The organism is Paracoccus sp. SMMA_5_TC (genome assembly GCF_009696685.2).
In the GTDB taxonomy this organism is placed as follows: Bacteria; Pseudomonadota; Alphaproteobacteria; order Rhodobacterales; family Rhodobacteraceae; genus Paracoccus.
In genome coordinates, this window is record NZ_CP102355.1 from 2,536,295 (window position 1) to 2,559,374 (window position 23,080).

The 23,080-nt window shown below is 65.0% G+C and carries 20 protein-coding genes; 12 read left to right on the forward strand and 8 right to left on the reverse strand.

Translation table 11 applies throughout. From position 1 onward, the window contains the following. Positions 1-33 precede the first annotated feature (33 nt). Together mfd and GB880_RS13075 are read right to left on the reverse strand one after the other, a co-directional pair. The gene (gene mfd, locus GB880_RS13070) at positions 34-3,498 is read right to left on the reverse strand and encodes a transcription-repair coupling factor (protein WP_154493046.1); all 3,465 of its coding nucleotides are present in this window, start codon (positions 3,496-3,498) and stop codon (positions 34-36) included. Positions 3,499-3,540: 42 nt separating this feature from the next. Then, positions 3,541-4,107, reverse strand: coding sequence for a hypothetical protein (locus GB880_RS13075; RefSeq protein WP_263467183.1), 567 nt, complete (start codon positions 4,105-4,107; stop codon positions 3,541-3,543). A 165-nt stretch (positions 4,108-4,272) separates the two neighbouring features. Here GB880_RS13075 and hemB point away from each other — a divergent pair, with 165 nt between their 5' ends. Beyond that, positions 4,273-5,277 (forward strand): porphobilinogen synthase, encoded by a 1,005-nt coding sequence (gene hemB / locus GB880_RS13080; RefSeq protein WP_154493048.1) that lies wholly within the window; start codon positions 4,273-4,275, stop codon positions 5,275-5,277. Positions 5,278-5,336: 59 nt separating this feature from the next. Continuing rightward, positions 5,337-5,909: a YSC84-related protein gene (locus tag GB880_RS13085; RefSeq protein ID WP_154493050.1), complete on the forward strand. Its 573-nt coding sequence runs from the start codon at positions 5,337-5,339 to the stop codon at positions 5,907-5,909. A 17-nt stretch (positions 5,910-5,926) separates the two neighbouring features. Here the strand turns inward: GB880_RS13085 and GB880_RS13090 are convergent, their stop codons facing one another. Next, positions 5,927-6,574: a lytic transglycosylase domain-containing protein gene (locus GB880_RS13090; RefSeq protein ID WP_154493052.1), complete on the reverse strand. Its 648-nt coding sequence runs from the start codon at positions 6,572-6,574 to the stop codon at positions 5,927-5,929. A 218-nt stretch (positions 6,575-6,792) separates the two neighbouring features. Here GB880_RS13090 and ssb point away from each other — a divergent pair, with 218 nt between their 5' ends. From ssb to GB880_RS13120, 6 genes are all read left to right on the forward strand, one after another. After that, a complete protein-coding gene (gene ssb / locus GB880_RS13095; RefSeq protein WP_154493054.1) occupies positions 6,793-7,281 on the forward strand; it encodes a single-stranded DNA-binding protein in 489 nt (162 codons plus the stop codon). A gap of 168 nt (positions 7,282-7,449) precedes the next feature. Next, positions 7,450-8,832, forward strand: coding sequence for a hypotaurine--pyruvate aminotransferase Tpa (gene tpa / locus GB880_RS13100; protein WP_154493056.1), 1,383 nt, complete (start codon positions 7,450-7,452; stop codon positions 8,830-8,832). Positions 8,833-9,032: 200 nt separating this feature from the next. Then, positions 9,033-9,542: a bifunctional 3-hydroxydecanoyl-ACP dehydratase/trans-2-decenoyl-ACP isomerase gene (gene fabA / locus GB880_RS13105; RefSeq protein WP_154493058.1), complete on the forward strand. Its 510-nt coding sequence runs from the start codon at positions 9,033-9,035 to the stop codon at positions 9,540-9,542. A 21-nt stretch (positions 9,543-9,563) separates the two neighbouring features. Then, positions 9,564-10,793: a beta-ketoacyl-ACP synthase I gene (gene fabB, locus GB880_RS13110; RefSeq protein WP_154493060.1), complete on the forward strand. Its 1,230-nt coding sequence runs from the start codon at positions 9,564-9,566 to the stop codon at positions 10,791-10,793. Between the two features lie 20 nt (positions 10,794-10,813). Beyond that, complete coding sequence (locus tag GB880_RS13115; protein ID WP_263467184.1) at positions 10,814-11,602, forward strand: enoyl-ACP reductase FabI; 789 nt, start codon at positions 10,814-10,816, stop codon at positions 11,600-11,602. Continuing rightward, positions 11,602-12,441, forward strand: a complete 840-nt coding sequence (locus GB880_RS13120; protein WP_154493062.1) for an alpha/beta fold hydrolase — start codon at positions 11,602-11,604, stop codon at positions 12,439-12,441. Before GB880_RS13115 ends, GB880_RS13120 begins: the two co-directional genes overlap by 1 nt. 50 nt (positions 12,442-12,491) lie before the next feature. Here the strand turns inward: GB880_RS13120 and putA are convergent, their stop codons facing one another. Next, the gene (putA, locus tag GB880_RS13125; RefSeq protein ID WP_154550504.1) at positions 12,492-15,899 is read right to left on the reverse strand and encodes a bifunctional proline dehydrogenase/L-glutamate gamma-semialdehyde dehydrogenase PutA; all 3,408 of its coding nucleotides are present in this window, start codon (positions 15,897-15,899) and stop codon (positions 12,492-12,494) included. Between the two features lie 111 nt (positions 15,900-16,010). On the opposite strand from putA, the gene GB880_RS13130 reads away from it, so the two are divergent. Beyond that, positions 16,011-16,475, forward strand: a complete 465-nt coding sequence (locus GB880_RS13130) for an Lrp/AsnC family transcriptional regulator (protein ID WP_154492885.1) — start codon at positions 16,011-16,013, stop codon at positions 16,473-16,475. Here GB880_RS13130 and GB880_RS13135 read toward each other — a convergent pair. Then, positions 16,427-16,741, reverse strand: coding sequence for a DUF6525 family protein (locus GB880_RS13135; RefSeq protein ID WP_195840739.1), 315 nt, complete (start codon positions 16,739-16,741; stop codon positions 16,427-16,429). The two genes, GB880_RS13130 and GB880_RS13135, sit on opposite strands and share 49 nt — an antisense overlap. 2 nt (positions 16,742-16,743) lie before the next feature. Continuing rightward, entirely contained in the window at positions 16,744-17,952 is a 1,209-nt protein-coding gene (locus GB880_RS13140) for a GTP-binding protein (RefSeq protein ID WP_154492883.1), read from the reverse strand. A gap of 122 nt (positions 17,953-18,074) precedes the next feature. On the opposite strand from GB880_RS13140, the gene GB880_RS13145 reads away from it, so the two are divergent. Together GB880_RS13145 and aspA are read left to right on the forward strand one after the other, a co-directional pair. Further along, a complete protein-coding gene (locus GB880_RS13145; RefSeq protein ID WP_154492863.1) occupies positions 18,075-18,971 on the forward strand; it encodes a LysR family transcriptional regulator in 897 nt (298 codons plus the stop codon). A gap of 161 nt (positions 18,972-19,132) precedes the next feature. Continuing rightward, positions 19,133-20,539, forward strand: coding sequence for an aspartate ammonia-lyase (gene aspA / locus GB880_RS13150; protein WP_154492861.1), 1,407 nt, complete (start codon positions 19,133-19,135; stop codon positions 20,537-20,539). 27 nt (positions 20,540-20,566) lie between these two features. Here aspA and GB880_RS13155 read toward each other — a convergent pair whose 3' ends face one another. Continuing rightward, positions 20,567-21,451: a LysR substrate-binding domain-containing protein gene (locus GB880_RS13155; protein ID WP_154492859.1), complete on the reverse strand. Its 885-nt coding sequence runs from the start codon at positions 21,449-21,451 to the stop codon at positions 20,567-20,569. A gap of 106 nt (positions 21,452-21,557) precedes the next feature. Here GB880_RS13155 and GB880_RS13160 point away from each other — a divergent pair, with 106 nt between their 5' ends. Next, positions 21,558-21,803: a DUF1127 domain-containing protein gene (locus GB880_RS13160; protein WP_154492857.1), complete on the forward strand. Its 246-nt coding sequence runs from the start codon at positions 21,558-21,560 to the stop codon at positions 21,801-21,803. 10 nt (positions 21,804-21,813) lie between these two features. Here the strand turns inward: GB880_RS13160 and GB880_RS13165 are convergent, their stop codons facing one another. Beyond that, positions 21,814-23,016 (reverse strand): pyridoxal phosphate-dependent aminotransferase, encoded by a 1,203-nt coding sequence (locus GB880_RS13165; RefSeq protein WP_154492855.1) that lies wholly within the window; start codon positions 23,014-23,016, stop codon positions 21,814-21,816. Positions 23,017-23,080 lie beyond the last annotated feature (64 nt).

Here is a 23,080-nt window from a genome sequence, read left to right on the forward strand (position 1 = left end):
TTTTTCCCAGATCCTATGAGCATCGCGGCGTCGTCAGCCCCGCGCCTTCGCATCCTTCAGCTTGGCCGCCAGATCCTTGGCAATCGCGAAGGCACCCTTGATGCGATCGCCCTCTCCGGGCCAGTCGCGACGAATGATGATGCGATTGTCGCTGACCTTGGCCTGACCGCGCTGGTCCTGCAGGAATTCGACAAGGCCGGCCGGGTTTGGAAACTTGTCCTGGTGGAACTGAACGGTGGCGCCCTTGGGCCCCACATCCAGCCGCGCGATATTGGCGCGCTTGGCCATGGCCTTGATGCGGATCACCAGAAGCAGCGTATTCACCTCTCGCGGCAGCGGCCCGAAACGGTCGATCAACTCGGCCGCAAAACCTTCCAGCTCGACCTTGGTGGTCAGCTCGGCCAGACGACGATAAAGCCCCAGCCGCACGTCCAGATCCGGCACATAGGCCTCCGGAATCGTCACCGGCACGCCCAGGTTAAGCTGCGGCGCCCAATCGTCTTCGGGCGTGCCCTCGATCTCCCCGGCTTTCAGCTTGGCGATGGTTTCCTCGAGCATCGCCTGATACAGTTCAAACCCGACTTCCTTGATGTGACCCGACTGTTCCTCGCCCAGCAGATTACCCGCGCCGCGCAGGTCCAGATCCTGCGAGGCCAGGTTGAACCCTGCCCCCAGGCTGTCGATGGCGCCCAGAAATTTCAGCCGCCGCATGGCTTGCGGGGTCAGCGGCACCCGCGGCTTGGTCGTCAGATAGCAGTAGGCGCGAGTTTTTGAGCGGCCGACACGCCCGCGAATCTGGTAAAGCTGCGCCAGACCGAACATGTCGGCACGCCAGACCACCATCGTGTTCGCCGTCGGGATGTCCAGCCCCGATTCGACGATCGTCGTCGCCAGCAGCACATCCGCCCCGCGATCGTAAAAGGCGTTCATGCGGCTATCCAGATCGCCGGCAGCCAGCTGCCCGTGGGCCACGATGAAAGTGACCTCGGGAACATGCTCGCGCAGCCATTGCTCGATCTCGGGTAGGTCCGCCAGGCGCGGCACCACGAAAAAGCTTTGCCCGCCGCGATATTTCTCGCGCAGCAGCGCCTCGCGGATGGTCACGCTGTCGAATTCCGAGACATAGGTGCGGATCGACAGCCGATCGACCGGCGGCGTGCCGATGACCGACAGGTCGCGGACGCCCGACAACGACAATTGCAAGGTGCGCGGTATCGGGGTGGCCGTCAGCGTCAGCACATGGATGTCGCTGCGCAGTTCCTTCAGCCGCTCCTTGTGGGCCACGCCGAAATGCTGTTCTTCGTCCACGATCAGCAGCCCCAGGTTCTTGAACCTGATCTGCTTGGCCAGGACGGCATGGGTGCCGACGACGATATCGACCGTGCCCTCGGCCAGACCCTTGCGGGTTTCAGCGGCATCCTTGGCGCTGACAAAGCGTGACAGCGGCCGCACAGTGATCGCGGTGCCGCGAAAGCGTTCAGCAAAGGTGCGGAAATGCTGGCGCGCCAGCAACGTCGTCGGCGCCACCACCGCCACCTGCCGCCCCTGCGAGGCAGCGATGAAGGCGGCGCGCATCGCCACCTCGGTCTTGCCAAAGCCCACATCGCCGACCACCAGCCGGTCCATCGGCCGACCGGCAGCAAGATCCTCGGCGACATCAGCGATGGCCGCGGCCTGGTCCTCGGTTTCCGTATAGGGAAAGCGGGCGGCAAAACTTTCGATCTCGTGATGTTCGGGCTCAAGGATCGGAGCAGCTCGCAACATGCGCTCGGCAGCAACCCGCATCAGGCGGTCGGCGATCAGCTTGATGCGCTCTTTCAGCCGGGCCTTTCGCGCCTGCCAGGCGCCGCCGCCCAGCCGATCCAGCAAACCTTCCTCATGGCCATAGCGGCTGAGCAGTTCGATATTCTCGACCGGAAGATACAACCGGTCACCACCGGCGTATTCCAGTGCCACACAATCATGCGGCACACCCAGCGCCTTGACCGTTTCCAGCCCGGTGTAGCGACCGATGCCGTGTTCCACATGCACGATCAGATCGCCCGGCGTCAGCGACGTGGTGTCTCGCAGAAAGTTTTCCGCCTTGCGCCTTTTTCTGGCGCCGCGGATCAGCCGGTCACCCAGCACATCCTGTTCCGAGATCACCGCGAGCGGACCGGTGGCGCTGCCTTGCGAGACGAAGCCTTCCTCTAGCGGCCAGATCGCCAGACCCACCGCGCCAGGTTGCGCCGGCAGATCGCGCAGATCGGCAATCGGCTTTACGCCGGTCAAGCCTTCATCGGCCAAAAGCCCGGCCAAGCGTTCGCGCGCACCTTCGGAAAAGCTGGCAATGACGACGCGATGCGATGTTTGAAGTTTTCTGACGTGATCGGATAACGATCTGAACAGATTTGTATTTTCTGCCTGACGTTCGGGCGCGAAATTGCGACCTGGCCGGCCGCCGGCATCCAGCACCCCGGGACCAGGCGGCCTCGCCAGCACCGACAGGCGCAGGACGCGATGGCGGTCAAGCCATTCGTTCCATTCCGCCTCATCCGGGAACATCTCGCCCGGAGGAACCGGGCGATAGACATTATCCGCGCCGCCCTTGCGGCGCAGCGCCTCGCACCGGGCATCGAACTGCTCGGCAATGGTATGGCTGCGCGCCGCGCGCACCTGGTCGATGTGATCGTCCAGCACCAGCGACGCCTCGGGCAGATAGTCGAACAGGCTTTCCAGCCCATCGTGGAACCACGGCAGCCAATGTTCCATCCCGGCCATCTTGCGCCCGGCGCTGATGCCCTCATACAGGGGATCATTCGCGCCGCCACCGTATTCTGCCCGATAATTCTGGCGAAAACGGGTGATCGCAGCCTCGTCCAGGATCACCTCGGACATGGGGGCGAGCTCGACTTTATCAAGCTTTTCGATGGAACGCTGTGATTCCACGTCAAATCGGCGCGCGCCTTCCAGAACGTCGCCGAACAGATCCAACCTGATAGGGCCGGTGTCACCGGGTGGATAGATGTCGATGATGCCACCGCGCAGCGCATAGTCGCCCGGTTCGGTCACGGTGGGCGCCTGGGAAAATCCCATGCGCGTCAGAAATGCGCGCAAGGCCGCTTCGTCCATGCGGCTGCCCACCCGGGCCGAAAACCCCGCATTGCGCAGGGCCTTGCGGGGCGGCACCCGCTGCATCGCCGCCGACAGCGTGGTCAGCAGCACAAACGGGCCGCGCAGCGCCTGATGCGCCAGCGCGTTCAGCACGGCCATCCGCGCCGCCATCACCTCGGCCGCGGGCGAGACACGGTCGTAAGGGGTCGTATCCCAGGCCGGAAACTCCAGCACGACAGCGGTCGGCGCGAAAAAGCCCAGGGCAGCGCGCATCGCCGCCATGCGCCGATCATCGCGCGCGACATGGATGACGGGCTGGCCGCGCTGCAGCTCGCGCGCGATCAGGGCGGCGTCCATGCCCTCGGGCGCGCCGGAAAGGATCAGGTGTTCGGGTTTTGACGACATGCGGGTTCAGGTAAAGTCGGCGCCGCCGAAGTCAAGCGCGGGTTAGAAGGGAAACGGGTTCAGGATCATCCACAGCGCCGCATAAAAGGCGATGACCGTCACGGCCAGCACAGACAGCGCCAGCACCAGCAGGCGGTGGCGCTGCATCAATCGGGCGGCCTCGGCCCCTGCGACATTCGGCGCCATCCCCGCCTCGGCTTGCTGCAACAGCGCCCGCAGTCGGCCGGCCAGCCGCATCTCGAGCCCGAAGATCGCGGCGAAAGGCAGGGCCAGCAACAGCAGCGCCTGCGCCATTTCCAGGCCATATCCGAAACCCAGGATGGCCAGGCCACTGAACAGGAAGGCCGCGACACCGACCAGCACCGCGCCTTCGCGTGGACGCAAGCGCCACCGCGGCAGGGTCAGTGACAACCAGTCCAGCAGCATGATCGCCGCCGGATCGTCGGGGTTCGCGGGCGCGGGGCGCTCGACTGCGGAAATCACGTCCTGGGGCACGCCCAGCACTCGCCGCCCGGCCAGTGACCAGGCCAACATGACCAATAGCCAGAACCAGATCGAGCTGAACGAGCGGCTGTCCAGCAAGGCAAGGATTGCGTCGGCCCGCAGCACGCCTGTTCCATTTTCCCCTGTTGCGCGGGCGCAGGTTAGCGATACTTCCGCGAAAGAAAAGCGCGATTTCGCCCCCTGCGGACAAGGGGTTGCGCGGGGCGTCGTCAGGGTGCAGTTTGCCGGCACCTCCGATTACAGCGTCCGGCCGTGCAGAAAGGCGTCGCCATGTCCCCCACCCCGATCGTCGCCCCGTTTCCGCAATCGCGCCTGCGTCGACTGCGCCGCACCCCCGCCTTGCGCGCGATGACCCGTGAAACCACTCTGGGCGTGGACAACCTGATCTGGCCGATCTTTGTCACCGAAATGGCGGATGGCGCGGGCGAAATCCCCTCGATGCCCGGGGTCGAACGGCTGACGCTGGACGGGGCGCGTCGCGCCGCCGAAACCGCGATGCGGCTGGGGATTCCGGCGATTTGCGTGTTTCCCCATTCCGATCCCGACCGCAAGACCGACGGCTGCGAACGCGCATGGGACCCCGAGAACATCGGCAACCGCGCCATCCGCGCCATCAAGGCCGAGGCGCCCGAACTGGCGGTGATGACCGACATCGCACTGGATCCCTATAATGCCAATGGCCATGACGGGCTGGTGCGCGACGGGGTGATTCTGAATGACGAAACCGTCGAGGCGCTGTGCCGCATGGCGCTGATACAGGCCGAGATGGGCGCCGACATCCTGGGCCCTTCGGACATGATGGACGGGCGCATCGGCGCGCTGCGCGCCGCGCTGGAATCGGCCGGGCACAAGGATGTGGCCATCCTGTCCTATGCGGCCAAATACGCCAGCGGCTTTTATGGCCCGTTTCGCGATGCCGTGGGCGCATCGGGTCGTCTGGTCGGCGACAAGAAAACCTATCAGATCGACCCGGCCAACCGCGCCGAGGCGCTGCGCTGCGTTGCCCGAGATCTGGCCGAAGGCGCCGACATGGTCATGGTCAAGCCTGGGCTGCCCTATCTGGACATCTGTCGGATGGTGCGCGACCAGTTCGCCGCGCCGACCTTTGCCTATCAGGTCAGCGGCGAATACGCGATGCTGGAAGGGGCGATCCGCAACGGCTGGCTGGGGCGTGAGGTGGTGCTGGAAAGCCTGCTGGCCTTTCGTCGTGCGGGCTGCGACGGCATCCTGACCTACTATGCCCCGCAGGCCGCCGAGGCGCTGGCGCGAAACTGAAATCCTGCCTAATCTGCGCTCTCTTGACGGCGAAAGACCACGGTTTGCACGAGGCACGAATGACAAGCGGAACACAGATAAGCCGACGCATGCTGCTGCTGGGTGGCGCGGCGCTGGGCCTGGCGGGCTGCTCCAATGCGATCGGACAGGATGCGCCTTCACGCCTGGATGCCCGAGTCGATGCCACCCGCGATTTCCTGCTGCGCACCTATCCCAACGTTGCGCCGATGCTGCGCAGTGCCAAGGGCGTCCTTTACATGCCGCTGATGACAGAGGCGGGTTTCGGGCTGGGCGGCGCCTATGGCCAAGGCGCACTGCGTATCAATGACGTGACGGTGGATTACTATTCCGCGACCCAGGCCAGCCTTGGGTTTCAGATCGGCGCCCAGCAATATGCTCATGTGCTGATCTTTCAGACCGACGCCGCCCTGGCGGATTTCCGCAAGGCGCCTGGCTGGGTGGCCGAGGCAGGTGCCTATTATGCGCTGCCAGCCGGGGGGCTGGCGGTTGGCACCGATACCATCACTGCCCAGCAGCCGGTGGTCGCGATGGTCTTTGGTCAGTCGGGGCTGATGGCCGGCGCCGCCATCGCCGGCACCAAATACAGCCGCATCATCCCCTCGACATTCTAGCCAGGCACAGCCCGGCCCTAGCTGCCGTGGATGATGCGCACGTAATTGCGGGTTTCGGCATAAGGCGGCACGCCGCCATATTTCGCCACCGCCCCCGGCCCGGCGTTATAGGCCGCCAGCGCGAGGCGCCAGCTGCCAAAGGTGTTATACATCATGCGCAGGTAGCGGGCGCCGCCTTCCAGGTTCTGGATCGGGTCGCGCGCGTCCACCCCCAGTTTTGCCGCCGTTCCGGGCATCAGCTGGGCCAGACCCTGCGCCCCCTTGTGCGACCGGGCCGAAGGGTTCCAGCCCGATTCCTGCTGCACCAGGCGCAGGAAAAGATCCTCGGGGACGCCGTGCTTGCGGGCCATGGCGCGGGCATGGGGAAGATACTGACTGCGCCGATTGCCCCGATAGGCCGGGATCGCCGTGGGAATGTCCAGCTCCACCACGCTTTTCGTCGAGGTGCCGCCTGGTCGCAGCCGGGCCGATTGCTGATACTGCCCAGCCAGCCGGGTATCCATCAACCTGGTCTGCCGTTCGAACTGGGCCAGTCGGGACTTGCTGTCCTTGACCTGCAAGCGCAGACCTTGCGCGGATGCCGGTGCGGCGACGCTCAGCGCCAGCGTCAGGACGGCAGAAACCCGGCCGATACGGCCCAGCAGCGCACGATGGCTTGAAAGCATCTCTGATCCCTCATGCATGACGTGTCTTTTTTTTGGTCGGCAATATAGCCGAAATCGCGGCCGCCGCCGCAAGAGGATTCGTCTGCGGCTTTCCCGCCACAGATATCGGCGGAATCCTGCCGATGCGCCTTCCTTTACCTCGGCGCATCGCGGCACCGCTATCGTCCAGACTGCGGCCGCGCTACACCCGCGCAAGACAAGACAGAAAGGACTGGCGCATGGCAGGCAGCGTGAACAAGGTAATCCTGGTCGGCAATCTGGGGCAGGATCCGGAAATCCGCAGCTTCCAGAACGGTGGAAAGGTTGCGAATCTGCGCATCGCGACCAGCGAACAGTGGAAGGATCGCAATACCGGCGAACGTCGCGAACGCACCGAATGGCATACCGTCGTGATCTATTCCGAACCGCTTGTGCGCGTCGCCGAACAGTTCCTGAAAAAGGGCTCGAAGGTTTACGTGGAAGGCCAGCTCGAAACCCGCAAGTGGCAGGACCAGGCCGGCAACGACCGTTATTCGACCGAGGTGGCGCTGCGCCCGTTCCGCAGCGAACTGCATATGCTCGACGGCCGGGGCGGCGCTGGCGGCGGCGGACGTGACGAAGGCTATGGCGGTGGTTACGCGGGCGGCTATGGTGGCGGCAGCGGTGGCGGCGGCTCAACCCCGGCCGCATCGAACCGGCCCGACTTCGACGACGACATCCCGTTCTGATCGTCGCATCGCAACGATTTTCACGGCCGGCTCAGACCGGCCGTTTTCGTTTTCCCCGGGACAAGGGCCATGGCTTGTCTGGCCCTATCTTTCTGCGCAAACTGGCCCTGGACAGCGGCCGACAAAGGCCCCAGTCATCGCAAGCATGCTTTCGCCCGGAGCCCGGCCATGACCCTTGATCTGAACGCCAACGACATGTCCCATGTGGTCGCCGCCGACCGCAACCATGTCTGGCACCACCTCAGCCAGCACAAGCAATACGAAACCATCGACCCCCGAGTCTTTGTCGAGGGCAAGGGCATGCGCCTGTGGGATGCCACGGGGCGCGAGTTTCTGGACGCGGTGTCGGGCGGGGTCTGGACGGTCAATGTGGGTTATGGCCGCGAAAGCATCGCCAATGCCGTGCGCGACCAGCTGCTGAAGCTGAATTATTACGCCGGCGCGGCCGGCACCGTGCCCGGCGCCATTTTTGCCCGCAAGCTGATCGAAAAGATGCCGGGGATGAGCCGGGTCTATTATTCCAACTCGGGCTCCGAGGCGAATGAAAAGGTCTACAAGATGGTGCGCCAGATCGCGGCGCGCCATCACGACGGGCGCAAGTGGAAGATCCTTTATCGCGACCGCGACTATCACGGCACCACCATCGCGACGCTGGCAACCTCGGGTCAGGATCAGCGCGCGCAGCAATATGGCCCCTTCCCCGACGGCTTCGTGCGGGTGCCGCATTGCCTGGAATACCGCAAGCAGTGGGATGTCGAGAATTACGGCGAACGCGCCGCCGATGCCATCGAAGAGGTGATCCTGCGCGAAGGCCCCGATACCGTCGGCGCCATCGTGCTGGAGCCGGTCACAGCGGGCGGCGGCGTCATCACCCCGCCCGAAGGCTACTGGCCCCGCGTGCAGGAGATTTGCCGCAAATACGACATCCTGCTGCATATCGACGAGGTTGTCTGCGGCGTCGGCCGCACCGGAACCTGGTTCGGCTATCAGAATTATGGCATCCAGCCCGATTTCGTGACCATGGCCAAGGGGGTCGCCTCGGGTTATGCGGCGATTTCCTGCACCGTCACCACCGAACGCGTGTTCGAGATGTTCAAGGACGCACCCGAGGACGGGCTGAGCTATTTCCGCGATATCTCGACCTTCGGCGGCTGCACCGCCGGCCCCGCCGCCGCGATCGAGAACATGCGCATCATCGAGGATGAGGGCCTGCTGGAAAACACCGTGGCCATGGGCGATCGGGTGCTGGCCAACCTGCGCGCGCTGCAGGAACGCCATGCCGTGATCGGGGACGTGCGCGGCAAGGGACTGTTCTGCGGCGCCGAACTGGTCGCCGACCGCACCAGCAAGGAACCGGCCGAGGAAAAGCGCGTGCAGGCCGTGGTGGCCGAATGTCTGGCCCAGGGCGTCATCATCGGCGCGACCAACCGCTCGGTTCCGGGCTACAACAACACGCTGTGCCTGTCGCCGGCGCTGATCTCGACTGCCGATGACATCGACCGCATCACCGACACCATCGATCAGGCGCTGACAAAGGTGTTCGGCGGCTGACAGCGCGCATGAACCTGCGACCGGCCCCGCGCATGGCCCCGGGCCGGTCGTCACAGACGCGCAGCCCCACGCTTTCCCCGCGTCAAGCTGTGCCTTGCGCCACAAGCCGGCGCAATGATAGACCGGGTGCCACCCGGCGTCCGCAACGGACTGGCGGGACAGCAGAATGCACTACGTCGCACCAGGGGGAACACACAGGCATGACGATGACTCGGACCAGCTTTGACAAGAACGATCTGCTGGCCTGCGCCCGTGGCGAGTTGTTCGGCCCCGGCAATGCGCAACTTCCCGAACCGCCGATGCTGATGATGGACCGCATCACCGATATTTCTGCGGATGGCGGCCTGCATGGCAAGGGCCATGTGGTGGCGGAATTCGACATCCATCCCGACCTGTGGTTCTTTTCCTGCCATTTCCCCGGCAATCCGATCATGCCCGGCTGTCTGGGGCTGGACGGTTTGTGGCAGCTGACCGGCTTCAACCTGGGCTGGCGCGGCTGGCAGGGGCGCGGCTATGCCCTGGGCGTGGGCGAGGTCAAGCTGACCGGCATGGTTCGCCCGGACCGCAAGATGCTGCGCTATTACGTGGACTTTACCAAGGCGGTGCAGACTCGCCGCCTGACCATGGGGGTTGCCGACGGCCGCGTCGAGGCGGACGGCGAAACCATCTATGAGGTCAAGGACATGAAAGTGGCCCTGTCGGCCGCCTGACCAATGAACAAGGAGCACGCCATGCGCCGTGTCGTCATCACCGGGCTGGGCATCGTCTCGCCCATCGGCAACAATGCCGCCGAAGTCGCGCAAAGCCTGCGCGATGGTCGTTCGGGCATCGTCTTTGCCCCCGAATATGCCGAATACGGCTTTCGCAGCCAGGTTCACGGCATGCCGCAGATCGTGCTGGAGGATCATATAGACAAGCGCAACCTGCGCTTCATGGGCCCCGGCGCCGCCTACAATTTCATCGCCATGCAACAGGCGATCGAGGATGCGGGCCTGAGCCCCGACCAGGTGTCGAACGAGCGCACCGGGCTTGTGATGGGCTCGGGCGGGCCTTCGACCTCGAACCTGTTCGAGGCCCATCGCACCGTCATCGAAAAGGGCGCGCCCAAGCGGATGGGCCCCTTCATGGTGACGCGCTGCATGTCCTCGACCAATTCCGCCTGCCTCGCGACGCCCTTCAAGATCAAGGGCGTCAACTATTCGATCACTTCGGCCTGCTCGACCTCGGCCCATTGCGTGGGCAATGGCGCCGAGCTGATCCAGATGGGCAAACAGGACATCGTGTTCGCCGGAGGGGGCGAGGAACTGGACTGGACGCTTTCGTGCCTGTTCGATGCCATGGGTGCCATGTCGTCAAAGTATAACGACACCCCCGAAACCGCGTCGCGCCCGTTCGACGCCACCCGCGACGGCTTCGTCATCGCCGGCGGCGCCGGGGTGGTCGTGCTCGAGGAACTGAACCACGCCCTTGCACGTGGCGCCCGCATCTATGCCGAGGTCACCGGTTATGGTGCCACCAGCGACGGCTATGACATGGTGGCGCCGTCCGGCGAAGGTGGCGAACGCTCGATGCGGCTGGCGCTTTCCACCCTGCCCCCAGATCGCACCATCAGTTATGTGAACGCCCACGGCACCTCGACCCCGGTCGGCGATGTCGGCGAAATCAAGGCCCTGCGCCGGGTGTTCGGCGAAGGCTCGGTGCCGCCAGTGTCCTCGACAAAGTCGCTGACCGGCCATTCGCTGGGTGCGACCGGCGTGCATGAGGCGATCTATTCGCTGTTGATGATGCAGCACGGATTCATCGCCGCATCGGCCAATATCACCCAGCTGGACCCCGAAATCCGGCCCGAGGAAATCGCGATGCAGCGGGTGGACGGGGTTGAGTTCGATTCCATCCTGTCCAACAGCTTCGGTTTCGGCGGCACCAACGCGACGCTGGTGCTGTCGAAATACCGCGAATGAACCAGAACGAAGGTCACGGCATGAGCGAGTTGATGAAGGGCAAGCGCGGTCTGGTGATGGGGGTGGCCAATGACCGCTCGATCGCCTGGGGCATCGCCAGGGCGCTGGCCGAGCAGGGCGCCGAACTGGCGTTTTCCTATCAGGGCGAGGCCTTCGGCAAGCGGGTCGAGCCGCTGGCGCAATCCGTGGGCTCTGATTTCCTGCTGGATGTCGATGTGCTGGACGAGGCATCGCTGGATCGTGCCTTTGCCGCCATCGCCGATCGCTGGGGCACGCTGGATTTCCTGATCCACGCCATTGCTTTTTCCGACAAGAACGAACTGACCGGCCGCTTCATCAACACCAGCCGCGAGAATTTCAGGAACTCGCTGACGATTTCCTGCTATTCGCTGATCGATCTGGCCCGGCGTGCGCAGCCGTTGATGCGCAATGGCGGTTCTATCATCACCCTGACCTATGCCGGGTCGAACCGGGTCACACCGTTCTACAATGTCATGGGCGTGGCCAAGGCGGCGCTGGAATCCTCGGTCCGTTATCTGGCCAATGACCTTGGCCCCGAAGGCATCCGGGTGAATGCGATCAGCCCGGGCCCGATGAAAACCCTGGCCGGTGCCGCCATCGGCGGCGCGCGCAAGACCTATCGACATACCGAAGCCAATGCCCCCTTGCGGGCCAATGCCACGCTTGAGGCAATCGGCGGCACCGCCGTCTGGCTGTGTTCGGATTGGGGTGCCTGCACCACCGGCGAAATCGTGCTGGTCGATGGCGGCTATAACGTCCTCGGCATGCCGCAGCCGGAAAACCTGTGATGGAAACCCGGCATTTCCGGGCCGAGGATGGCACCCGCCTCGCCTATACCGATACGGGTGAGGGGCTGGCAGTGCTGGCACTGGCGGGATTGACCCGCACGGGGCGCGATTTCGATTATGTCGCGCCGCATCTGGACGGCGTTCGGCTGGTGCGGATGGATTACCGCGGTCGCGGGCAGTCCGAATGGTCGGGCGCCGCCACCTATACCGTCCTGCAAGAGGCGCGCGACGCCCTGGCGCTGCTGGATCATCTGGGCATCGAACGCGCTGCCCTGCTGGGCACCTCGCGCGGGGGGCTGATCGGCCTGCTGCTGGCGGCGACGGCGCATGATCGGCTGTCGGGCCTGTGCCTGAACGACATCGGTCCGGTGATCGAACGGCGCGGGCTTGAGCGCATCTTCGATTACGTCGGCCGCAATCCTGCGGGCAAGAGCCTGGAGCGTCTGGCCGAGCGTCTGCCCGCAAACATGCCGGGTTTTGCCAATGTGCCGGCCAGCCGCTGGCTGGAAGAGGCGCGGCTGCATTACGCCGAAACCCCCGAAGGGCTGCGCATCACCTATGACCCCGCCCTGCGCGAGGCGTTCCTGGCGGCCTTCGAGGGGCCGGCCGTGGACATGTGGCCGCTGTTCGATGCCACCCAGGGCCTGCCGCTGGCCCTGATCCGCGGGCAGAATTCGGACCTGCTGTCGCCCGAGACCGCCCGGGAAATGCAGCGCCGCCGTCCCGACATGATCTGGGCCGAGGTGCCTGATCGCGCACATGTGCCCTTCCTGGACGAACCCGAGGCACTGGCGGCGCTGCGCGATTGGCTAGACGCGGTCCGTATCCAGCGATCCTGATTATCCCGAAAGGCGGTTGGGCAGCCCCTGTCGGGGCTGCCGATGCGCCGTCATCCAGCCAGCAGCGCGGCGTTGCCACCTGCGGCCGTGGTGTCCACGCACAGGTGGCGTTCGTGGGCAACATGCGCCTGGTCGGGCCGGGCACAGATCAAGGGCGTGATCGGTCCCTTGCGCGCGGCCAGGGCCTTGGCATAGGCGCGGCCCTGATCCTCGGCACCCCACCACAGCACGGCGGAAAAGCCCTGCATCTCGGCCAGCGCCTCGGGCTCCAGCTGGCCGGACGCGGCCACCCCCTGCCCTTTCAGCGCCGCGACTGCCGCCATCTGCGCCTCGACCGCGCGCGGGCCGGGGCCAAGGCACAGCACCGGAGGCCGGCTGCTCAGCGACAGGCGGTTCAGCTCGCCGGTCGGGCCGGGCATCAGCATTTCCTCGACCCGGTGTTCGGCGGACCGGGCCAGCGCGGCGACAATGGCGCGGGCATCTGCGGGCTGGTCCCAGGTCTCGACCTCGGTCGCGACCGGCTGCGGTGCGAAGAAGCGCGGCAGATACAGCGGCCCGCCCGCCTTGGGCCCGGTGCCCGACAGTCCCTCGCCCCCGAAGGGTTGCGAGCCGACCACCGCGCCGATCTGGTTGCGGTTTACATAGATATTGCCGGCGTGGATGGCGTCGGCCACCTCTTGCACGCGGGAATCGATGCGCGTGTGCAGGCCAAAGGTCAGGCCATAGCCACGGGCATTGATGTCGGCGATCACCTTGTCCAGTTCGCCGGCGTGGAAGGTGGCGACATGCAGCACCGGGCCGAAGATCTCGCGCGGCAGGTCGTCGATCCCCCGCACGCGCAGCAATACGGGCGCAACGAAATGCCCGCCCTTGGGCGCCCAGACCCGGTGCAGGATGCGCTGTGCATTCTCTTCGACATAGCTGTCGATGCCCTGCTGGGCCTCGGCGTCGATCACCGGACCCACGTCGGTCGACAGCTGCCAGGGGTCGCCCACGCGCAATTCATCCATTGCGCCCTTGATCATCGCGATCAGATGCGGCGCGATATCCTCTTGCACGTAAAGGCAGCGCAGGGCCGAACAGCGCTGGCCGGCCGAACGGAAGCTTGAGGCGACGATGTCGCGCACCGCCTGTTCCGGCAGGGCGGTGGAATCGACGATCATCGCATTCAGCCCGCCGGTTTCGGCGATCAGCGGCGTGCCCGGCGCCATATGGGCGGCCATCGCCCTGGCGATGATCTGCGCGGTTTCGGTCGAGCCGGTGAACACCACCCCGCCCACGCGCGCATCCGAGGTCAGCGCCGCGCCCACGGTGCCGCCCTGACCCGGCAGCAATTGCAGCGCATGGCGCGGCACGCCGGCGCGGTGCAGCAGTTCAACCGCCATGGCCGCGATCAGCGACGTCTGTTCGGCCGGTTTGGCCAGCACCGCATTCCCTGCCATCAGCGCCGCCGCGATCTGGCCGGTAAAGATTGCCAGCGGGAAGTTCCAGGGGCTGATCGCGACGATGATCCCACGCGGGGCGCCGGTCGCGTTTTCGCCCTCGGCCGCGTAATAGCGCAGGAAATCGACCGCCTCGCGCAGTTCGCCCACGCAATCGGGCAGGATCTTGCCCGCCTCGCGCGCCAGCACGGCAAAGATGGGGCCAAAGTTTTCCTCATAGAGTTCCGCGGCGCGGCGCAGGGTTGCCGCACGCTCGACCGCGGGGGCATCCCAGATCGCGGCATCCTCAAGCGCGCGCGCGACGGTATCGGCATCGGCTTCGGTCACATGGGCGACCAGGCTGCCATCGGTGGGGCTAAGGACCGGAACGCGCTGGCCGCTGCCCGGGCGCAGGGTGATCGGCCCGGCGTCGGCAATGGCGCCGGCGCGGGCCTGGGCGATGCGCGCCAGCGTCGGCTCGTCGCTGAGGTCGAAGCCTTGCGAGTTCTGGCGGCGGGCGCCAAAGATCGCCTGCGGCTCGGCCAGCCCCGCCGGCGGCCTTGCCGACGCCAGCGCCGCGAACGGATCGCGCGCCACCTCCTCGGGGGATACCGATTCATCGACGATCTGATGCACGAAACTGCTGTTGGCGCCGTTTTCCAGCAGGCGCCGCACCAGATAGGCCAGCAGGTCGCGATGCGCGCCGACCGGGGCATAGATGCGGCAGCGGCCGTTGAAATCCTTCAGCACGATGTCGTGCAGCCTTTCGCCCATGCCGTGCAGACGCTGGAACTCAAAGGCGATGTCGCCCACCATTTCCAGCACCGCCGCCACGGTCTGCGCATTGTGGGTGGCAAATTGCGGATAGATCCGGTCGGCATAGCCGATCAGCTTGCGGGCATTGGCGATATAGCTGACATCGGTCGCGGTCTTGGTGGTGAACAGCGGAAAGCCGGGCATCCCCTCGACCTGGGCGCGCTTGATCTCGCTGTCCCAGTAAGCACCCTTGACCAGGCGCACCATGATCTTGCGGTCCAGACGGCTGGCCAGGTCGTAGAGCCAGTCGATGACCAGGCCCGCGCGCTTGCCATAGGCCTGGACCACGACGCCGAAGCCGTCCCAGCCGGCCAGCGAGGGGTCGGACAGCACCGCCTCGATCACCTTCATCGACAGCACCAGCCGGTCCTGTTCCTCGGCATCGATGTTCATGCCCATGCCGGCGGCCTTGGCCTGGCGGGCCAGCGACAGCACCACCGGCACCAGTTCGGCCATGACGCGCGCCTCTTGCGCGACCTCGTAACGGGGATGCAGCGCCGACAGCTTGATCGAAATGCCGGGGTTCATCTGCACCGAGCCCTTGTCGCAGGCCTTGGCGATGGCCGCGATGGCATCGGAATAGTCGCGGGCATAGCGCGCGGCATCAGCACCGGTCATCGCTGCCTCGCCCAGCATGTCGTAGCTGTAGGTAAAGCCCTGCGCCTCGCGGGTGCGGGCGCGCTCCAGCGCCTTGTGAATGGTTTCGCCCAGCACGAACTGCCGGCCCATTTCCTTCATCGCCCGGCCCACGGCGGCACGGATCACCGGCTCGCCCAGGCGACGGATGGCACCGCGCAGGGTGCCGGCGATGCCGCCCTGGTCGTCGTCCAGCACCTTGCCGGTCAGCATCAGCGCCCAGGTCGAGGCGTTCACCAGGCTCGAGGATGCCTCGCCCAGGTGCTTGCCCCAGTCCGAAGGCGCGATCTTGTCCTCGATCAGCGCGTCGATGGTTTCGCGGTCGGGCACACGCAGCATGGCCTCGGCCAGACACATCAGCGCCACGCCTTCGCGCGTCGACAGGCCGTATTCCGACAGGAAATGTTCCATCAGCGTCGGCTTGGCCTCGGCCCGGATGCGGCGCACCAGATCGGCGGCGCGATGGGTGATGGCGGCGCGCTGTTCCGCGCGCAAAGCGGCATCGGCCACCAGCCGTTCCAGCAGGGCTGTTTCGGATTGGAACTTTGCATCGGCGCCAAGGTCTGAAAGGGCAATGCGGGGCATCATTTTCTCCTGCGATATGAGGCGGGTGATACCGGGAAGCGCATGGACGATGTGACCATATTATGCCATCATTGCAGGAATACGCACCATTTTTTGACGGAATGACGGCACATGGACCAGATTCTGGACAATACCAACCGCAAGATCCTGCAGGAACTGGTGGAAAATGCCCGTATCCCGATCACCGAACTGGCACGCAAGGTGGGGCTGTCCAAGACCCCGGTGGCCCTGCGTATTCGCCAGATGGAGGAAATGGGCCTGATCACCGGCTATCGCGCCATCCTGTCGCCGCTGAAGCTGGGACTGACCCATGTCACCTATGTCGAGGCACGGCTGTCCGATACGCGGCAAAAGGCGCTGGAGCAGTTCAATGCCGCCGTGCGCGCCGTCCCCGAGATCGAGGAATGTTACATGATCGCCGGTGGTTTTGACTATCTGCTCAAGGTGCGGTCGCGGGATATGGCGCATTATCGCCAGATCATGGCCGAAAGCATCTCTGCCCTGCCCTATATCCACGCCACCAGCAGCTATGTATCGATGGAGGCGGTTGTCGAACAGAACTGGCCCGGCATCTGAAGGATGCCCGCCGGGTAATCCGTGCCCCAGACACGGCGGGCATCGCGCGCCAGCATTCTTGACTGCACTTCATCCAGCCGTCGCAACGCGGCGCGGGTGCATCCTGTCTCGTCCAGGGCGCGGCGCCAAAGGCGCAGGGCCGAACGACTGCTCCACGGCAGGGCGGCATGCGCCAGCCAATGGCGCAGCTCTGCCGGCAGAAGGTCATAGCCGGCCATGGGTGGTGCGTGCCGCCCGGGTAACGAACTGGCCAGGTTGCGCCGCATGCTCACGCCCCTCCTGCGCCCCAAGCAGGAAAGGGGTCACGCAGGCCAACCCAATCCATCGGGCGGAAATCAGTGGTCGGCAACAGCGCCGCATCCAGGGCCGCGGTGATCGCCCCCTTGTCCATCTCCAGCCCGATGAACACCAGTTCCTGCCGCCGATCCCCCCAGGGTTCAAGCCAATGGCGCCGCAGTTCCGCCCTGGCGTCCGGATGGGAAGGCCAGCGTTCGGCAGGCACCCCCGCCCACCATCTGCCAAGAGGCGTGACCGTCGAGATCGCCCCGGCAAGGCTGAATTCGGCCACCCAGTCGGGACGCGTCGCAAGCCAGAAATGCCCCTTGGCACGAATGACGCCAGGCAGATCGCCGTTCAGCACCCGATGCACACGGCCGGGATGGAACGGGCGGCGGGCGCGATACACGAAGGATGTGACCCCGTATTCCTCGGTCTCGGGGGTGTGGGCATCATGGCCGTAAAGTTCCTGCACCCACAGTGGATGCTGATGTGCGCGGTCGAAATCGAAAAGTCCTGTGTCCAGGATTTCCGCCGGATCGACCCGCCCGAAATCCGCCTCGACAATGCGGGCGTCCCGATTGAGGGCGCGAATGATGCGACGCGCCTGTTCGCAACGTTCGGGTCCGGCATCGCTGACCTTGTTCAGCACCACCACATCGGCAAACTCGATCTGATCTGTCAGCAGGTTCACCAGGCTGCGTTGATCGGCCTGACCCAGATGCTCGCCGCGATCCGCCAGAAAGTCATGGCTGGAAAAATCCCAGGTCAGATTGATCGCGTCGACGACCGTCACCATCGTATCCAGCCGGGCGACATCCGACAGGCTGCGGCCCTGTGCATCGCGGAAGTCGAAACTGGCAGCCACCGGCAGCGGCTCGGCAATGCCGGTCGATTCGATCAGCAGATAGTCGAAGCGTCCCGCTGCGGCCAGACGGCGCACCTCGATCAGCAGATCGTCGCGCAGGGTGCAGCAGATGCAGCCGTTGGTCATCTCGACCAGCTTTTCGTCGGTGCGCGACAGGCTGGCCCCCTCGCGCAACAGATCGGCATCGATGTTGACCTCGGACATGTCGTTGACGATCACCGCCACGCGGCGACCTTCACGATTGTTCAGGACATGATTGAGCAACGTGGTCTTGCCCGCCCCCAGAAATCCCGAAAGCACCGTCACCGGCAGACGCCGATCCCCCGCAGTCATGGCAACGCCTCATAAAAACGTAATGTTATTACGTATGAATTACCATTGACCTCGGCCGTGGGCAAGCGCTTTGACTGGCGCCTTCCTGCAAGCTGGGATAGAGCGGCCGAAAAGGGGGCCGCATGGATTTCAAATGGCTCGAGGATTTCCTGATCCTGGCGGAAACGCGCAGCTTTTCACGCTCGGCCGAACTGCGGGGTGTGACGCAAAGCGCCTTTAGCCGCCGAATCCGCGCGCTCGAGGAATGGCTAGGCACCGATCTTCTGTCGCGCGACAGCTACCCCGTCAGCCTGACCCCCGAAGGTATCGCCTTTCGCGAAACCGCCGAGGAAACCGTCCGCATGATCCTGGCGCGGCGGGCCGAATTTCGCGATCAGGCCCGCGCCCGCGGAGGAGAAATCTCGTTTCTGGCGCTGCACAGCCTGACCGTCACTTTCCTGCCGGGCTGGCTGATGCGTCTGAAAACGGCGGCCGGACAGATGACCAGCCGGGTCAAGCCGGAAAACTTCGACCGCTGCATCGACGCACTGGCCGAGGGTGGTTACGACTTCTTTCTGACCTATGCCCATCCGCAGGTGAACATCCCGCTGGACCCCGGCGGCTATCCGCATCTGGTCGTGGGTCAGGACAGCCTGGTGGCCGTCGCGCGTCCCGGCTGGCCGCCCGAGTGGCGACAGGACGGGATGCCCTTGCTACAATATTCACGCGGTTCCTTCCTGGGAACGCTGGCACGCATGGCCCAGGCCCAACCCGGCGCCCCACGTGTCTATGTCGCACATACCGACGAAGCCAGCATGGCCGAGGCGATGAAAAGCATGGCCGTTGCCGGACATGGTGTCGTCTGGCTGCCGCGCCTGCTGGTTGCCGGCGAAATCGAAAGCGGCCGGCTGGAAATCGTCGCACCCGAATTGCCCATGGAAATTCGTCTGTATCGCAATGCCGCCCGCGGTCGCGGCATCACCGGCCGGGTCTGGCGGGCGGCAGGTGAAATCGGCTGCGGTCATGCAATTCCGGAATAACCCAGCACGACTTGGCATTGGCGTTGCGGACGCAACGCCCCTAGATCGCGGGCATCGGGCGTGTCGGCGCCCATCATGCACATAATCGAAAATCCATGTTTCACGCATGCAGATCCCTGCCCGCCGACGCGGGCCGAACTGTCATGCCATCCGAGGTGACCATGACCCAGACCCGCATCGAACACGATCTGCTTGGCGACCGCGAGGTGCCCGCCGACGCCTATTGGGGGGTTCACACCCTGCGCGCGGTCGAAAACTTCCCGATCTCGGGGCGCAGGATCGGCGAGATCCCCGAACTGGTGCGCGCGCTGGCCGCGATCAAGCAGGCCGCCGCCTTGGCAAATGCCGATCTGGGGCTGCTTTCGGCCGAACGCCGCGATGCCATCGTCGCCGCCTGCGAGGAAATCCGCGCCGGCAAGCTGCACGATCAGTTCATCGTCGATCAGATCCAGGGCGGCGCCGGAACCTCGACCAACATGAACGCCAATGAGGTGATCGCCAACCGCGCGCTGGAAATCATGGGCCACGACAAGGGGCAGTATCAGTTCCTGCACCCCAATGAACATGTGAACATGAGCCAGTCGACCAATGACGTCTATCCGACGGCACTGCGGCTGGCGTCATGGCGCGGCCTGCAAAGACTGATCGCGGCATTGGCCAGCCTGCGCGGCGCCTTTGCCGCCAAGGCGGTGGAATTCTCTGACATCCTGAAAATGGGCCGCACGCAGTTGCAGGAGGCCGTGCCCATGACCCTGGGGCAGGAATTCAACACCTATGCCATCATGATCGGCGAGGATGAGGCGCGTCTGGCCGAGGTGTCGCATCTGCTGTGCGAAATCAACCTGGGCGCCACCGCCATCGGCACCGGCATCACCGCCCATCCCGAATATGCCGAACGGGTGCGCGCGCGCCTGGCCGAAATCACCGTGATCCCGGTGGTCACCGCCGCCGATCTGGTCGAGGCGACGCAGGACTGCGGCTGCTTCGTGCAGGTGTCGGGCGTGCTCAAGCGCGTGGCGGTCAAGCTGTCGAAAACCTGTAACGACCTGCGGCTGTTGTCCTCGGGGCCGCGGGCGGGTCTCAACGAAATCAACCTGCCCGCGCGGCAGGCCGGTTCCTCGATCATGCCGGGCAAGGTCAATCCCGTCATCCCCGAGGTGATGAACCAGATCTGTTTCGAGGTCATCGGCAACGACATGACCATCACCATGGCGGCCGAAGGTGGCCAGTTGCAGCTGAACGCCTTCGAGCCGGTGATCGCCTACAGCCTGTTCCGGTCGGTCGATCATCTGGTCGCCGGTTGTGCGACACTGCAGGACAACTGCGTGACCGGCATCACCGCCAATCGCGAGGTGCTCGGCGAAACCGTGCGACGCTCGATCGGGGTGGTCACGGCGCTGAACCCCTATATCGGTTACGCTGCCGCAACCGAGGTCGCGACCGAGGCGCATCTGACCGGCCGCGGTGTCTATGAGCTGGTGCTGGAAAAGGGGTTGCTGCCCAAGGACAGGCTGGATGCCATCCTGCGTCCCGAAACCCTGACGCGACCCTCCGCCCTGCTGGCCTGAGCAGGGCGTCGCCGGCGACAGCATGTCCTAGGCGTTGTCGCCGGCCACCTCGTCCAGCAGAAAGGCGCGAAACTTGCGAATCGCCGGGCGATTGCGCCGCCCCTGCGGATAGACCAGATAGAAATTCCGCCCGCTGCGGGAGATGATCGGGAACGGCTGGATCAGCCCGCCCGTCGCCAGTTCCAGCTGAAAGAAGCCCGGCTGCAACAGCGCGACGCCATAGCCGGCCAGCGCAGCGCGCGCCTCGTGCAGGTCGGTGCTCATGGTCAAGCCGGGCTTGTGCTGACTTTCCCAGTCCGCCACCCCGGCGGTGCGCATCCACAGCGCCCAGTTGGGATCGCCCCGATCCAGCAGCGGCAGCTTCAGCAGATCGGCGGGCTCGCGCAATTCGTGGCGGCGCGCCAGTTCCGGCGACAGCATTGGCGTGTATTCGACGGGCATAAGGAAATGCGCCTCGAGCCCCGGCCAGTTGCCGTTGCCGGCGCGGATGGCAACCGTCACATCCTCGCGCGCGAAATCGACCAGTGCGTCGCTGGTTTCCAGCCGAACGGCCAGGTTGGGGTTGTTCAGCTGAAACTTGCCCAGCCGCGACGACAACCACGCCCCCGCCAGCGTCGGCACGGTCGAGATGGAAAAGGTCGAGACCGCATCCGAAGCCGGCGCGGCAAAGGTTTCGCGCAGCATCTCGAATGCGTCGATGGTCGGACGGGCGAACATCGCGCCGGTTTCGGTCAGCGTCACCCCGCGCGGATTGCGCAGGAACAGCGGCGAGCCCAACCGTTCCTCAAGCACGCGAATCTGATAGCTGACTGCGGCCTGGGTCATGCCCAGCTCCTCGGCCGCGCGGGTGAAGCTGAGGTGACGGGCCACCGCCTCGAAGGCGCGCAGCGCCGCAAGCGGCGGGATGGACATAAGTTTGCCTTATACGGTCGTGCTGAGGCTTTGTTGGCAGTTTCCGTTGAAAAGTAGCATGTTGGCAGCATCCGGCAACCGCGCAATTCGCGGAAAGGAAAACAGGATGCCATATGACAACACGCCCATTCGGCGGCCATGGGGGCTTGCCGACCGACTGATGATGCTGTTGGGCCGCCGTGCCCATGACAATTTCCGCTGCCAGGACCGTATGGCGGCGCTGGACGATCCCGCGACGCGCCACGCGCTGAAGGATCTGCCCGATCACATCCTGCGCGACATCGGCGCCGAGGTGCATGCCAGCACCCGCACCGACGTCGAGGGCGAGGCGCTGCGCAAGCACCTGTGGTGATGGCGCGCGCCTAGCGCAGCCCCTGACAAAAGCGGCGGATGCGGTGGCAGGCATCCGCCAGCACCTCATCCGCAGTCGCGTAGGAAATGCGGAAATGCGGCGACAGGCCAAAGGCCGCGCCAAAGACGACTGCCACCCCGGTTTCATCCAGCAACGCCGTCGCAAAGGCCTGGTCATCGGAGATCACCCGCCCCCCGGCCGAGGTCTTGCCGATCAGATCCCGGATCGAGGGATAGACATAGAAAGCCCCCTGCGGCACCGGGCAGGTGATGCCCGGGCAATCGTTCAGCCCCGCCACCACCAGATCGCGCCGGCGCTGGAACACCGCCCGGCTGTCGCGGATGTAATCCTGCGGACCCTCCAGCGCCGCCAGCGCCGCATATTGGCTGACCGAACAGGGATTGGACGTGGATTGCGACTGCAAGGTGCCCATGGCCTTGATCAGCGGTTCCGGGCCGGCTCCATACCCGATGCGCCAGCCGGTCATCGCATAGGCCTTGGACACGCCATTCATGGTCAGTGTGCGGTCGCGCAGCCCCGGTTCGACCTGGGCGGGGGTCACGAAGCGAAAGTCGTCGAACACCAGATGTTCATAGATATCGTCGCTGAGCACCCAGACCTGCGGATGTCGCATCAGCACATCGGTCAGGCCGCGCATGTCATCGTGCCCGTATCCCGCCCCCGTCGGATTCGAGGGCGAATTCAGGATCACCCATTTGGTGCGCGGCGTGATCGCGGCCTGCAACTGTTCGGGGGTGATGCGGTAGCCGTTCTGCATCGCGCCCTCGACGATGACCGGGGTGCCGCCCGCCAACATCACCATGTCGGGATAACTGACCCAATAGGGCGCGGGGATGATGACCTCGTCGCCCGGGTTCAGCGTGGCCATCAACGCGTTATACAGGATCTGCTTGCCGCCGGTGCCCACAGTGACCTCGGCCGGGCTGTAATCCAGCCCGTTTTCGCGCCGGAACTTGGCGCAGATCGCCTGTTTCAGTTCAGCGATGCCATCGACGGCGGTATAGCGGGTGTGGCCGGCGTCGATGGCAGCCTTGGCCGCCTCGCGGATGTGCAGGGGGGTGTCGAAATCGGGCTCTCCGGCAGACAGGCTGATGATGTCGCGCCCGGCAGCGGCCAGTTCGCGGGCACGGCCTGTCATGGCGATGGTGGGCGAGGGTTTGACGCGGGCAAGCGTCTGAGACAAGAAGCTCATCGAACAGATCCTGTGGCTGGTTCCGCCCTGTCTAGGCGGGTGCCGATGCGCAGGCAAGCCGGAG